Here is a 13,625-nt window from a genome sequence, read left to right on the forward strand (position 1 = left end):
GCACAAATTCGATAGAAGAGGAGCTGTGGTCTACGACCAGAGGGTACTGTCGTTCAAGGGAAATGATATGGTTTCTATACTTACACTGGATGGTCGTGAGAAGATAGGAATATCTTATGGTGATTTTCGACCTCTGGATAAAAACAGAATCCGAGGTCAAACAGACCTGATTTACGAAGAAGGTAACTTTTACCTGATGCTTGTGATGGAAGTGGGTGAAAACGAGGTTGAATATAACGATGATGTCATGGGAGTAGACCTTGGTGTAGTCAATATAGCAACCACTTCTGATAACGAAATTTACAAAGGCACAAAAGCTGATGAGATACGAGAGCGATACACCAGTCTAAAATCAAGGTTGCAGTCAGCTGGGACATGGTCCGCCAAGAAGCACCTCAAGAAATTATCCAAAAAGGAACGCCGGTTCAAACGTGACTTGAACCACCGGGTTGCCAAACAGTTGGTCAAACGCGCTAAAGACACTTCCCGGGCTATAGCTTTAGAAAGTCTTAAAGGGTTCCGCTCGGAGGCTACGGTTACTAAAGCGCAGAGAGACAGGTTGGGTAAATGGGCATTCTCTGAATTGACCGATTTCATCCTATACAAATCAAAACTGGAAGGAATACCTGTTGTGGTTATCAATCCGATGTATACCTCGATGCAGTGTTCTGAATGCGGGTACATCGATAAAAATAACCGTCAGAAACAGTCTAACTTCAAGTGTAAGAGATGCGGTCATAAAGAGAACGCTGATTACAATGCTTCGAAGAATATTGCGCACAGGGGAGCTGTCAGCCTTCCTAATGTCCTCCGCTTAGCTTCTATTAGTTAAGAGATGGAAGGACAAGCTAACCGCTTTAGCGGTTAGTAGCTGACAGATGTGCAGTAATACAAATATAAGGGATTCTCTTGCATCAAAGCTATTTTGATTTAATATAGCTACCCACAATTTATTTAAGTATTATATTATACTGCTTCTTATATGTCCAAACCGCTATATCTTGGCAAATTACATCTTTACTGGTGCAGGTCATGTAATCTACCGATTCTCAGTGAAAAGTGTAACTGTAGTTCAGATACCGATAAACTGGAAGTAACACCTCCTGGAGACGTTAGACCTGCTTTTAAGCACGATATTGATTTTATCAATTCAATTTCAATAAAACAGTTCAATACCCCCCTTGTTTCTACTAGAAAAATTGTTTTACTGAACAAAATACCGTCTGAAGACCGCATGGAAGAAATCATCGTTGATGGAGAGATAATCGGTAGTATACGGTATGAGATAGAAGATTTGAAATGGAAGTTGCTTTTAAGACTCAGCGGAGCCAGAAGACTTTTTCAGTACAACAAACAGGATAAATCTAACATCAAAAGCTGGGTTATCATCGATGACAGTGCGGTAAAACCAATTGCCAATGGTGCTAATGCACTATCACCCGGGATTATAGATGCTGATTATGGTATTGTTAAAGAAGATGAAGTTGTTGTATTGACTCCCGAAAATAAAGTTGTTGCTACTGGTCGGGCAAAAATGACTGGTAATGAAATGGTTGAATCCTCCAGAGGAAAAGCCGTAAAAACACGTTGGAGAGATTTCCCTGTTTCTGATAAATTATCAACGTTATATGATAGTACTGTACAGACTTGGAACGATGTACTGGATGTAAATATGCACATCATGGATAATTATATAGAACACGCTCACAGTTTTATCAAAAACGTTTCAGCATCTTATAACCTGCCTTTAAGTGTTTCATATTCAGGTGGTAAGGACAGCCTCACCGTTCTTCAGCTTGTAAGTGAATGCCTGAACGATTTTACTATAATATTTGCTGATACAGGACTTGAGTTCCCGGAAACTGTAGAAAATACATATATGGTCGCTGATAAATACAACCAGGATTTAAAAACAGAAAGTGCTGGAAATGCTTTCTGGGAATCGGTTGATAATTTTGGACCTCCAAGTATTGAAGTTCGATGGTGCTGTAAAGTCTGTAAACTGGGTCCTATTACAAGATTGATAGAGAACAATTTCGAAAACGGATGCCTGACATTTATAGGGCAGCGTAAATACGAATCCAGTAATCGCGCAAAAAGTAAAAACGTCTGGAAAAACCCATGGGTTAATAACCAGATTGCCGCATCTCCGATACAGAACTGGACAGCTTTGCATGTATGGCTGTATCTTTTTAAAACCAATGCCCCTTATAACCCACTGTATGAAAAAGGATTTGACAGAATAGGATGCTGGCTATGCCCGTCTGCTTCACTTGCAGATTTTAAACGTCTGAAAGATACACATCCTAAAATGGAAAAACAGCTAAAAGATTATCTTCTTGATTATGCAAATCGTATGGGATTATCCAAAGATTGGGTGAAATACGGTCTGTGGAGATGGAAGAAACTACCACCAAATATTGAAAAAATGGCGGAAAGGAAAGGCATAGATACAGTTCCAAAATCCAATATGGAAAACCAGAACAAATCGACTTTTTCCATGACATCAGGGTATAGTCCCTGTAAATCAGGCGGGATAGTTGCAGAAGGGAGTTTTGGAACTACCATAGATATGGAACTTATTAAGGATACAGGATTACTACTTCCTGTTGGCAGTGTTTCTTATATGGATGGTGCAGCTTCAATTTTCAGCAATAAGGACAGTGTCCATGTCTTTGCATCAGGCAATATCACATCAAGAGGTGGTTCACAGAAAAAAACCAAGAAACTGATGAAAAAAGCCGAATTTTCCGTCAGAAGAGCTTTAAAATGTAGTGGTTGTGGTGTATGTGTAGCACACTGTCCAAATAATGCGATACAAATTGAAAGTGATACCGCTGTCGTTGGAGATAAATGTACACATTGCAGTGAGTGCATTAGAGTCTGTCCTGTGGTAAAATACAAAGATTTAACTGTATAAATCAAACTGTTTTACCCAAAAATATATTTATGAGTATAATTATAAATTTATATTGGTTAAATGTCAGAAAATAAAAACCTTGATGAGCTTCAAAAAGAGGTTAAATCCTGTATCCAGTCAAAAGAACCTGTTACCTGTATAAACCAAACCATACGATTTGCAAATGAAAATGATATAGATGGTATTGATTTACTGGAATTATCTATACAGGAAAGGGTAAATAATAATTATGATATTGCCTATGTGTATACTCTCGCATCAGTCCAGTTTCTGGATAACGGTGAAAAAGCACAGGCATACCACAACGCGGCTCTTATAAAAACCTCTACAAGGGATGAAAACAAAGCTGAAGACTATTACAGGATGGCTCTTGAATTGAGCCCCGAATATATAAGAGCCCATTATAATTATGCAGGTTTACTGGACAAATTAGATAGAACCGATGAAGCTGAAAAACACTATAAAAAAGCAAAATCATTGGAAGCAAACATATAAGGTTATCTACTGAATTTAATCAATTATTGTTTTAATGATATTAAAACAGTCTAATTAAGTTTTTAACCAGAAACTTTATACCATATACCTACTTTTGTATTACGGTGATTTTTTGGTAAAGAGAGCACTGCTCAGCGTTTCAGATAAGGAAGGTATCGTTGAATTTGCGCATGAGCTTTCAAAATTTGGTGTAGAAATAATATCCACTGGCGGAACAGGAAGAATACTTAAGGACAACGGAATAGAGGTTACTGACGTTTCAGAGATTACCAATTTCCCTGAAATGATGGAAGGGAGAATAAAAACACTGCATCCCATGATTCATGGTGGAGTGTTATGTCTCCGTGAAAACTCCAATCATATAGAAGATGCCGAAATGGCAAATATCAAACTTATTGACATGGTAGTTGTCAACCTCTATCCATTTGAAGTAACGGTCTCAAAAGATGGAGTAAACCTTGATGAAGCTATCGAATACATCGATATCGGTGGACCTACTCTTTTGCGTTCAGCTGCAAAGAACTACCAGTCAGTTGCAGTAATCAGTGACCCAAATGATTATGGCACTGTACTAAAAGAAATGCGTTCAAGCGGTATAGTATCAGATAAAACTAAAAAACATCTTGCAGTTAAGGCATTCAGGCACACAGCAAACTATGACAGTGCAATTGACACATACCTCAGCAAAGAACTACTCGATGAAGAGGTTATCAGATTAAACTTTACACATGGACGACAACTCCGGTATGGAGAAAACTGGCATCAAGATGCTACTTTTTATAAAGAACCAGACGTAACAGGTCCATCTCTTGCAAATACCAAGCAACTGCACGGTAAAGCACTTTCCTATAACAATTATGTAGATGCAGATAACGCATTACAGACTGTTAAACAACTTGGAGATGAAAAACCGAGTGTGGCTATTGTTAAACATAACAACCCCTGCGGACTGGCTACAGGTGATTCACTCAATGATGCTCTTAGAGCCGCTTGGGACGGAGACCCTATATCAGCATTCGGAAGTATTATCTGTACAAACACAACATTTGACCTTGAAACCGCCCAGTTCCTTAAAGGCAAATTTGTTGAACTTGTATTGGCACCAGATTATGAACCAGAAGCTCTCGAATTTCTGAAAAACAAAAGTGATAATATACGAATCCTTGAACTTCCAGAATTAAATGAAAAATCCAATATGAACTACACCTACAAATATATCACTGGCGGCCTACTGAAACAATCAAAAGATGTCGGTACTCACGAAAAGTGGGAATGTGTTACTGAAACGCCGTTCCCTGAAAACAAAAAACCTCTCGGTGAATTCTGTATAAATGCTTGCAAAAGCACAAAATCCAACGCTGTAACTCTTGCCTATGAATACAAAGAGGGTTGTTATATGATGCTTGCAATGGGAGCTGGACAGCCAAACCGTGTTGATTCCATCCGTAAACTTGCCGCTACAAAAGCACGTGAAAATTTACAGGTAATATATGAACGTGAAAATCCAGATATGGATTTTGAAAAATATTGTGAACAAGTAATGTCCGATTGTGTCATGGCATCAGATGCGTTTTTCCCGTTTGATGATAGTGTCGTCCATGCTCATGAATACAATATAAAATATATACTGTCACCTGGTGGTTCTATAAGGGATAATGAAGTTATCGATACAGCAAATAGACTTGGTGTTTCACTGGTGTTTATCGGAATGAGACACTTTTTGCATTAAATTTTGTAAATATTATTAGATGTTCAATCTTTATATATAACCTTATATATAAAATACTTCAAATAAGATTACAAAAAACAAACCCAACAGGTTGGTAACTTGAAATCAAGCGGATTACTAAGCATTTTAACCTTTTCAGAAAAACGAAAAGAACTACTCTTTTTATTATTAGAAGAACCCAGATCCTTGTCAGAAATTAAAAACTATTTTGGTGTATCTTCTCCAGAAATATCTCCACGCATCAAAGAAATGGAAGAAGCAAATTTAATATGTAAAGGCGATAAGAGATATCATATTACATCCATAGGAAAAATTGCAGCAAAATACCTGCAACCATTGCTGGATTATCTAAATATTATAGAAAAACATGAAGATTTCTGGAAGGAACACACATTACAGGATATTCCTGAAAAACTTCTGGAAAGGTTAAGCGATTTGAATAATTGTGAACTTATTGAAGACAGTACTGAACATATCTATGAATCACACAAAGAATTCACAGATAACATCTCTAAATCCACTGTTGTAAAAGGACTTTCATCCATATTTATCCCCACATATCCGCCTTTTTTTGAAAAACTTGCAATAAACAATGTTCCCACTTCACTTATACTGACTGAACCTGTATTTGAAAAGGTTAAAAATGAACATACTGAGCAGATACAGACATACTTGGATGCAGAAAGCACCAGTTTATATGTACTGGACGATGCCAAACTTGCTTTTGTAGTCACCGATTATTTCTTTTCCCTTTCCCTATATTTTGAAAATGGTAGATTTGACCCTCATAAAGATTTACTCGGTTTTGATGAATCCGCTCTGGATTGGGGAGATGGTCTTTTCAATTACTATAAAAACAAATCTAGGGAAATAAAATCCCTATGAAAGCTTTAAGACTAATTATAGTTGTAGATTCACCATCTATCATGAATAACCGTTTGAACCGCCTCCGTTTTGGCTCATTTTCTGATGGAGTTGAAAATTCCCTGATGTATAAAATACCTATTATGAGACTGTAAATCAGAATCACCGGTTCAAAAGCTATATAACCAAACATTATAGCAACAAAAAGACCCATATGAGACATAAGTTGTAGAGCCAACAAAAGGTTTCTGGCTTTTTTCTCTCCGAGTGCTAAAGGAAGAGTTTTGATTCCAGCCGTTGCATCTCCTTTTGCATCTTTGAAATCAAACATGGTTGAATTTATAAACAATTTACTGCTAAAGTAAACAAATATGAAAAAAAGTGATATCAAACTGTTAATGGATATTCCAGCTATACCGGTTATAAAAACGCCCCATGTTAATCCTACTACCAAATTTTTAAAGCCAAGACCACCTTTTAACTTTAAACTGTGTCCCCCAACTTTTAGACCCTTGCTGTAAAGATAACCTGTTATAAACGGCAAGAAGGGGATCAAATATAAACCTTCCATAATAAGTATACTTGTTCCCACAATAAAAGCCGCCAAGGATACAAGAAAAGCTACTTTTTTGTACGCTCCACCAAGTTCAGATCTGTTTACTGCATCCTCATCAGAATCCAGTGTTCGATCAAGAGTGTAAACTGTATATATAATTAAACCACCCGCAAAACAAGTTAAAAGGCTTATATTTGCGTTTATCAGAAGAAAAGCCAGATATATTCTCAAAGCTCCCGAAAAAGAAACAAGTGTAGAACTGTTTAACAGATGTAAAGTTGCTAATAATCTTTTGTTATCGAATAAATAATTTTTTTCAAACCAGTCTGGGAATATAAATTTTCGTTTTATATTTTTTTCAAAACTGCTCCTATATATATTTTTAAGGCCATTCATACCTTACTAATATTAAACAGGTAAGTAATTTTAGTAACCTTATATAATATTAGTTTAATGATATAATTATATCATTAATATAACTTTATTGTAAATTACTAATATATAATCAAAATTCTATATTAACTACTATAATCTACCATATATAAGGTAACAGTATTTAGTTGAATAAGCTAAAGTTAAAATAACCAAAACCTTGGAGGCTAAACCATCCTTAATAATAAAAATAACAAAAAATACTATTTTATCAAAAAGTGGGAAGAAACCACTAAGGGTAAAATGGTATGGAAATTTAACGTTTTAAGAACCAATGCTAAGGGTGGTGTTGAAAAAGACATTACATTTGGTAACAATTCCTATTACTGGATAGATTATACAGGTCTGCATTTTCATTTTGGGTCGTTAAATGAAATTTTAAAAAATGAAACTGTAGACGCTACCATCTGGTTTATAGCAAATGTTATCGATTTTACATGTCCACTTGCTACAAAACAATCCTCAACTTTTGCTGATAAATTGATACAAACTATAAAAAATGAAAGTGGTCTTAATTCAAATGAAGGTGATGGAACCAACATATTCATTAGCTGGAAATCACTGGCAATGATAACCGAACACAATCACATACCGGAACTGGATAATATAAAAGTGTATATAAATGAGTACTGTTATAATATTAAAATGCAAAATAGATAAATTAAGGTTAACCAGTTTTAATCAGTTTTTCCAAGTCCTGCAAAAACAAATTCAGATTTTTGTGAGTTAAATGAGGCATTAGGACAAGCCTTAAAGCTCTGGGATTTCGTGTTATTGATACATACCAACCGAATTCATCCCGAAGCCTTGTTCTAATCGTATCTGGATCCTGTACATCAAGTGTTACTACGTTCATTACAGGTTCCGTTAAAGGATTGATTCCGATTTTCTTTGCACCCTCAACCAAATCATTAGTAAGGTCCATACATTGTTTTACAATTTGACGGTAACCTTCTTTTCCCAGGTAAGACATTACAGCATATGTAGCAGCTACTGAGGCTCCACTTCTTGTCCCAGTAAGTGACGATTGAGTACTGATAGTTAAATAAGGTGTATGTGTCTGAAGGTGATTCAAATCTTCCCTATTCCTGAACAGTATACCGCCTGAAGGAATAGTGCTAAATCCCATTTTATGGGGATCAAGTGCTATGGATGTAACTCCATCCAGTACAAAATCAAAATGATATGATATTTCAAGGAATGGAATCACAAAACCACCAAAAGCGGCATCAACATGAAGATAAAGATTATTATCCAGAGCTATATCAGAAAGAGATTTTATCGGGTCTATCTGACCGAATTCAGTCGACCCTGCAATTCCTACAAGCCCAATTGTATTAGAATCTATAAGAGACTTAACAGAACCTATATCCACTTTGAATTTGGAATCCAATTCTGCTTTTTTGACCTCTATTCCCAGTATATTTGCTATTTTATCAAATGAAAAATGAGCTGATTCAGGAACAATTACATTAGGATTTGCCACATTACTTGAATTAACCATTGTTCTAAGTGCCTGTATATTGGACTCTGTCCCGCCTGTTGTTATGTAACCATGTACTGAAGAACAATGCAGAAGCTGTCCCATCATATTGATAACTTCTTTCTCAAGAGAATATGTTCCTGGAAATAATCCAGGGTCTCCCATATTAGCTTCTATGAACTTTGTATGAGCTTGTACTGCTACATCATGAGGAGAGGTGCACATCGCACTTAAAACACGTTCATAACCCACATCATTGGATTTTGCTGTGTCTAATAAACCAGTTAACTTTTGACAGGATATTCCTTTTTCATTCATATTAAACCAGAATGTAGGATACCAGATATTAATATTGTGTTTAGTTTAAATTTTGTTGACTTTAACTTTCAAAAATTACAGGAGAGTTGACCCCGACCCCATTATTTCAATTGGAAGTTTTATTTGTTATATTATATCAATTTGATTAAATATAAATTTTATTTTTACAATTTTTTAAATTATATTTTAAGTTAGGAATTAATTATAAATATTATGATATTATATTAATACTGCCCTATTTTTTTATATTTTTTAATAAACATATAAATCTATGTTTATTATATCCCTTCCAGTAGAAATAATGGGGAGGGTGGGCAGAAGCAACAATAAGATTTTTTCTCTTTAAAATAAAAAATTGTTTTTTGGGTTTTTCCACTTGAAACAAAGGGGTTTTAACCATAAGCATTAATAAGGTTTACTTCCATTGGAATTAAAGCAGTTAGATTGTTAGTAATCTGTGTTTTAGTATCCTTAATGTGTCAGGGTACCCTACCGGATGGTGTACGGTATAGTAATTAAAATCAGATGTAAGGTATGTGATTAAAATGATAGGATGGATTTAAAATGAAAAACGATGATCCGCTGGATAATTTATTTGATAAATTACTGGAAAACGAATCTATTTTTAAAAGTAAGGAAGTTTTGAGGCCATCGTATACACCAGAATTTTTACCACACCGAGATAGACAAATTAACAGCCTCGCTACAATACTTGTATCCGCTCTTCGTGGTGAGACCCCTTCAAATATTCTCATATATGGTAAAACAGGTACTGGAAAAACTGCTGCTACAAGACATGTTGGATTTGAACTGGAAAAAAAAAGTGAAAATTTGAATACTCTTTGCAGTGTTTTATATATGAACTGTGAGATTATCGACACCCAGTACCGTCTTGTGGCGAATCTTGCAAGGCAGTTCGGTGAAGATATTCCCATGACAGGGTGGCCCACTGATCAGGTGTTTACCAAATTTAAAGAGACAATCGATTCCAAACAACAGGTTCTAATTATAATTTTAGATGAGGTTGATAAGTTAATTAAAAAAGGCGATGATGTTCTCTACAATTTATCCCGTATCAATGAGGACCTCAAAAATTCCAAGGTAAGTATTATCGGTGTATCAAACGACTTAAAGTTCACAGAATTTCTTGACCCCAGAGTTAAAAGTTCACTTGGTGAAGAAGAAATTGTTTTTCCTCCATATGATGCTGAACAGATAAGCGACATCCTCCACCAGAGGGCTGAAATGGCGTATAAAGAGGGTGTATTGGATGATATGGTTATTCCTTTGTGTTCTGCATTTGCTGCACAGGAACATGGAGATGCGAGGAGAGCTCTTGACCTTTTAAGAGTTTCCGGTGAACTGACTGAGCGTGAAAGTAAACAGGTGGTAGAGGAAAGGCATGTAAGGAATGCACAGGAAAAGATAGAAAACGACCGTATTGTAGAGGTGGTTCGAACACTGCCGACCCAGTCTAAACTTGCACTCTATAGTGTTATTTTGCTCAGGAAAAATGGTTATGTAAATGTAACCACAGGTGAAGTATATAACGTCTATCGCCAGTTATCCCAAAACATCGATATGGATATACTTACCCAGAGACGTGTAACTGACCTTATTTCAGAACTGGATATGCTTGGAATTTTAAATGCTGTTGTTGTAAGTAAAGGACGCTACGGCAGAACCAAGGAAATTGATTTAAGTGTTCCTGTGGAAAGTACTCTTGAAGTTCTTTTTGAAGATTATAAATTAAAACCCCTTGAAAACTTCAAACCTGTAATAACCAGCCAGACCCATCTATAAGATACAGGTTATTTCATCATTTTTTTCATTATATCTGTATCTTTTAGAATTTTAAAACTGATAATACCTCCTACAACAAGGTTCATGTAAAAGGTAAGAGCTCGCCAAGCGACTACAATAATTCCAAGTATAGAAGACGGTACAAAAACCGAAAACAGAGTTGTGGCACCCAGTTCAGCTATACCACTGGAACCTGGAGTAGCAGGTATAACTATAAGAAGTATTAGCAATACCTGTGCAGCATAAACAAGTAAAAGCTGTGGTTCCTGATTTAGTCCCAGTAAAATTACAGGTAGCATTGTGAACTCGACAATCCAGAAAAGTACAGTACATCCAGCACCATAAAGGAGACCTCTTCTTCCGTCTTTTAAAAACGTTACAAGGCTTTCATGGAACTGTTCAAGTTCATGGTCTATCTGTTCAATTAACTTATGATGTTTACCTTCTGATTTTTTCCCTAATAAACCTGTAATTTTATTAACAAAATAATGCATTACATATTTTGTTTTTTCCGGTTTCCATATTGTATATATCAGCAATACTAAAATTACAGCCATAAAGATTTGGCCTATTGCAAATATAGTATCTATCCTTGAATCCTGCATTATATCTCTGAATATATATAACGCAAAAGGAGCAAATGTTAACATCAGAATGGCATCCATTACTCTTTCTCCTAGTACCACTGCACTTGCACGTCCAACCGGAAGTTTTTCTTTATACAGGAGATGAACCCTTAATGGTTCTCCACCAACTGAAGAAGGAGTAAGGGCTGCCACAAATGTACTTGAAGTTACAATTTCTATGCATCTAATGAGTTTAGTTTTATACCCAAGAGCATTTGACATTAATTGTGTCCTTGCACCCCATATGACATATGAAAGAGAGTGTAGAGCTACAGCTAACAATAAATATTCAGTTTTGACTTCTTTCATGATTTCAAATGTAGTAGGGTCGACGGTAAAAACAAGTACTACTATTATCGAGATAAAACTAATCAAAAGTGACAGGGGTAACCATTTACCGAATTTGTTCATGGGACACATTTTTTAATTGTTATGTTTTGTCAGATTAGCATTCTATGTTTATCCTTTAGTATGGAAATATAAAAAAACTGCTATAGCATGTATTTATATTTTGTTAAATGTATGCTGGATGTTAATATAGTTTTAAGAATTTGTATTATTGTATAACAAAACGAGGTTTTACCAAATGAAAATATTGATACTGGTATGTGGTGAAGGATTGGGTCATACAAGCCGCTGTGTTTCTCTTGGAAAGGAACTAACATCTGCAAACCATGAGGTTCTATTTGGAGCTTATGGATATTCTAAAGAGTTTATTGAGGGTAGTGGTTATCAGACACATGAAATACCGTCTGAAATCAGGCTTGCTGGCAGTTCAGGATCACTTGATTTGAAAGCGTCAATCGGGGCAACGCTTAAGGAAGGTGATTTATTGGGAGCCCCCAGAATTTTTAGATTGTTTAATGAATTTAATCCTGATGTAGTGGTCTCGGACAGTTACTATCTGGGTGTATTGGCGGCAAAATCCAAAAAATTACCTGTGTATTTTATAATCAATCAGTCAAATATGGAAGAATTTTTCAAAAACAAAGGTGTCCCATATAAACTAATAGGCGAAATTGTAAAACGTTTTTACAGTACAGTTTTTAAAAAAGTGGATAAAATTGTAATTCCTGATTTTCCCATGCCTTATACTATCTGTCAATATAACCTCTCGTTTCAACCAGAAATAGCTGAAAATGTATTTTACAGCGGACCATTGATAAAAAGGAAATATCATGAAGTGGAAGCCAAACCCCTTGATAAACCTCATATATTATCGGCTGTGGGTGGTTTTGGATACAGAGAGCCTATATTCAGAAAGGTGATTGAAACAGCAAAAAAGGACAGCAGTATCAATTATACATTGATGATGGGTCCTACCATTGACCCGGAAAAATACTCCAATCTCCCGGAAAACGTTGGTGTTATGGATTTTTATAGTGAACCTTTCCCTTATTTTAAAAGTGTAGATGCTGTAATCGCTCCGGGGGGTCATACCACTATTATGGAGGCGTTGAGTTTTGGTGTACCTGTATTATCATTCCCTGATATGAACCACAGCGAACAGGAAAACAATGCCATGGTAATTGATGAAATGGGTTATGGTAGATGTTTGAATTATTCCACATCATCAGAAGAACTTTTGCGTTGTATTAAGGAAATAACTAATAACGGTAAATTTAAAGAAAACACACAAAAATTAAAGGATATTAGTAAAGACCTTGATGGACCGGTAGCAATTATGAAGATGTTGGAAATCCATGAGTAATTATCCGGGTACTATCAGCCTGAGGTATCCTATATATGGTATTCTGTATCTTGCAACACCGATTACCCATTCATCCTTTACTGGACGATGGTAACTTATAGAGCCCTGTTGATCGAAATGGTTATTTGTATTCGGGTTGTCTCCTTTGGTAATATAGCCGTTGTAGGGTGCAGAAGGTCCGCCGTTCCACATGGGTTCACCTTTTTCTACGTGATACATGGCTCTATGTATAATCGGTGTAACGCCTTCTCTCCCATAGGGCTGGTACAAAATTACATCCCCTTCGTCACCAAATGATGTATAGTTGTTGCTTGATGTATGGGTTTGTATCTGTGTCCGGTCTATATCTTCTACAAATATAATGTCGCCTACATGAATATTTGGCTCCATACTCCCTGATTCAACAGCGACCATTGGGGTCCACATTCCAAATACAATCTGTGAAAAAGATGCAAATATAGCCACAGCTAAAAATACTACTGTAATATCCCTAAGAAGAGATGCCCAAAAATTATCACTATGTCTGAAAGTATTTATTGCATCTTTTAACTTCATAAAACCTCACTGAATCATACAGTTGCTTTATTTAAATAAGTAACTTTTAATGGGTGGATTATTATAAAAAACAAATAGATTCAAACGAAATACTAATAGGATTTGAATACCCCTATATTCAATTGGTAAATAA

General features: G+C 35.8%; 12 protein-coding genes. 8 read left to right on the plus strand and 4 right to left on the minus strand.

The window, feature by feature from the left end; genetic code table 11:
- The 5 genes from QZ276_RS06430 to QZ276_RS06450 all read left to right on the plus strand — a co-directional run.
- The coding region (locus QZ276_RS06430) for a transposase (protein WP_292486368.1) at positions 1-832 on the plus strand (832 nt) is incomplete at its 5' end.
- 150 nt (positions 833-982) lie between these two features.
- Positions 983-2,920, plus strand: a complete 1,938-nt coding sequence (locus QZ276_RS06435; RefSeq protein ID WP_292486371.1) for a phosphoadenosine phosphosulfate reductase family protein — start codon at positions 983-985, stop codon at positions 2,918-2,920.
- A 60-nt stretch (positions 2,921-2,980) separates the two neighbouring features.
- Positions 2,981-3,415: a lipopolysaccharide assembly protein LapB gene (locus QZ276_RS06440; RefSeq protein WP_292486372.1), complete on the plus strand. Its 435-nt coding sequence runs from the start codon at positions 2,981-2,983 to the stop codon at positions 3,413-3,415.
- 112 nt (positions 3,416-3,527) lie between these two features.
- Entirely contained in the window at positions 3,528-5,144 is a 1,617-nt protein-coding gene (purH, locus tag QZ276_RS06445) for a bifunctional phosphoribosylaminoimidazolecarboxamide formyltransferase/IMP cyclohydrolase (protein ID WP_292486373.1), read from the plus strand.
- Between the two features lie 99 nt (positions 5,145-5,243).
- Positions 5,244-6,029: a winged helix-turn-helix domain-containing protein gene (locus QZ276_RS06450; protein WP_292486375.1), complete on the plus strand. Its 786-nt coding sequence runs from the start codon at positions 5,244-5,246 to the stop codon at positions 6,027-6,029.
- On the opposite strand, the gene QZ276_RS06455 is transcribed toward QZ276_RS06450, so the two are convergent.
- Positions 6,007-6,960, minus strand: coding sequence for a UbiA family prenyltransferase (locus QZ276_RS06455; protein ID WP_292486378.1), 954 nt, complete (start codon positions 6,958-6,960; stop codon positions 6,007-6,009). The two genes, QZ276_RS06450 and QZ276_RS06455, sit on opposite strands and share 23 nt — an antisense overlap.
- Before the next feature lie 279 nt (positions 6,961-7,239).
- Here QZ276_RS06455 and QZ276_RS06460 point away from each other — a divergent pair, with 279 nt between their 5' ends.
- Positions 7,240-7,656 (plus strand): hypothetical protein, encoded by a 417-nt coding sequence (locus QZ276_RS06460; protein ID WP_292486380.1) that lies wholly within the window; start codon positions 7,240-7,242, stop codon positions 7,654-7,656.
- Positions 7,657-7,663: 7 nt separating this feature from the next.
- Here QZ276_RS06460 and mfnA read toward each other — a convergent pair whose 3' ends face one another.
- Positions 7,664-8,797: a tyrosine decarboxylase MfnA gene (gene mfnA, locus QZ276_RS06465; RefSeq protein ID WP_292486383.1), complete on the minus strand. Its 1,134-nt coding sequence runs from the start codon at positions 8,795-8,797 to the stop codon at positions 7,664-7,666.
- A 564-nt stretch (positions 8,798-9,361) separates the two neighbouring features.
- Between mfnA and QZ276_RS06470 the strand changes: the two genes are divergently transcribed.
- On the plus strand, positions 9,362-10,600 hold the full coding sequence (locus tag QZ276_RS06470; protein WP_292486384.1) for an ORC1-type DNA replication protein: 1,239 nt from the start codon (positions 9,362-9,364) through the stop codon (positions 10,598-10,600).
- An 8-nt stretch (positions 10,601-10,608) separates the two neighbouring features.
- Here QZ276_RS06470 and QZ276_RS06475 read toward each other — a convergent pair whose 3' ends face one another.
- Positions 10,609-11,637, minus strand: coding sequence for a flippase-like domain-containing protein (locus QZ276_RS06475; RefSeq protein WP_342765707.1), 1,029 nt, complete (start codon positions 11,635-11,637; stop codon positions 10,609-10,611).
- Positions 11,638-11,812: 175 nt separating this feature from the next.
- Here QZ276_RS06475 and QZ276_RS06480 point away from each other — a divergent pair, with 175 nt between their 5' ends.
- Positions 11,813-12,937, plus strand: coding sequence for a UDP-N-acetylglucosamine--N-acetylmuramyl-(pentapeptide) pyrophosphoryl-undecaprenol N-acetylglucosamine transferase (locus tag QZ276_RS06480; protein ID WP_292486389.1), 1,125 nt, complete (start codon positions 11,813-11,815; stop codon positions 12,935-12,937).
- On the opposite strand, the gene QZ276_RS06485 is transcribed toward QZ276_RS06480, so the two are convergent.
- Positions 12,938-13,492, minus strand: a complete 555-nt coding sequence (locus QZ276_RS06485) for a signal peptidase I (protein ID WP_292486391.1) — start codon at positions 13,490-13,492, stop codon at positions 12,938-12,940.
- Positions 13,493-13,625 lie beyond the last annotated feature (133 nt).

Source organism: Methanohalobium sp. (genome assembly GCF_018609725.1).
Taxonomy (GTDB): domain Archaea; phylum Halobacteriota; class Methanosarcinia; order Methanosarcinales; family Methanosarcinaceae; genus Methanohalobium.

What these genes read in the sequence shown, in the direction of transcription:
- QZ276_RS06480 (WP_292486389.1), top strand. Translation starts at nt 11,813, where the DNA reads ATGAAAATATTGATACTGGTATGTGGTGAAGGATTGGGTCATACAAGC.
- QZ276_RS06475 (WP_342765707.1), bottom strand. Translation starts at nt 11,637, where the DNA reads ATGAACAAATTCGGTAAATGGTTACCCCTGTCACTTTTGATTAGTTTT.
- QZ276_RS06460 (WP_292486380.1), top strand. Translation starts at nt 7,240, where the DNA reads ATGGTATGGAAATTTAACGTTTTAAGAACCAATGCTAAGGGTGGTGTT.
- QZ276_RS06455 (WP_292486378.1), bottom strand. Translation starts at nt 6,960, where the DNA reads ATGAATGGCCTTAAAAATATATATAGGAGCAGTTTTGAAAAAAATATA.
- QZ276_RS06470 (WP_292486384.1), top strand. Translation starts at nt 9,362, where the DNA reads ATGAAAAACGATGATCCGCTGGATAATTTATTTGATAAATTACTGGAA.
- QZ276_RS06485 (WP_292486391.1), bottom strand. Translation starts at nt 13,492, where the DNA reads ATGAAGTTAAAAGATGCAATAAATACTTTCAGACATAGTGATAATTTT.
- mfnA (WP_292486383.1), bottom strand. Translation starts at nt 8,797, where the DNA reads ATGAATGAAAAAGGAATATCCTGTCAAAAGTTAACTGGTTTATTAGAC.
- QZ276_RS06440 (WP_292486372.1), top strand. Translation starts at nt 2,981, where the DNA reads ATGTCAGAAAATAAAAACCTTGATGAGCTTCAAAAAGAGGTTAAATCC.
- QZ276_RS06435 (WP_292486371.1), top strand. Translation starts at nt 983, where the DNA reads ATGTCCAAACCGCTATATCTTGGCAAATTACATCTTTACTGGTGCAGG.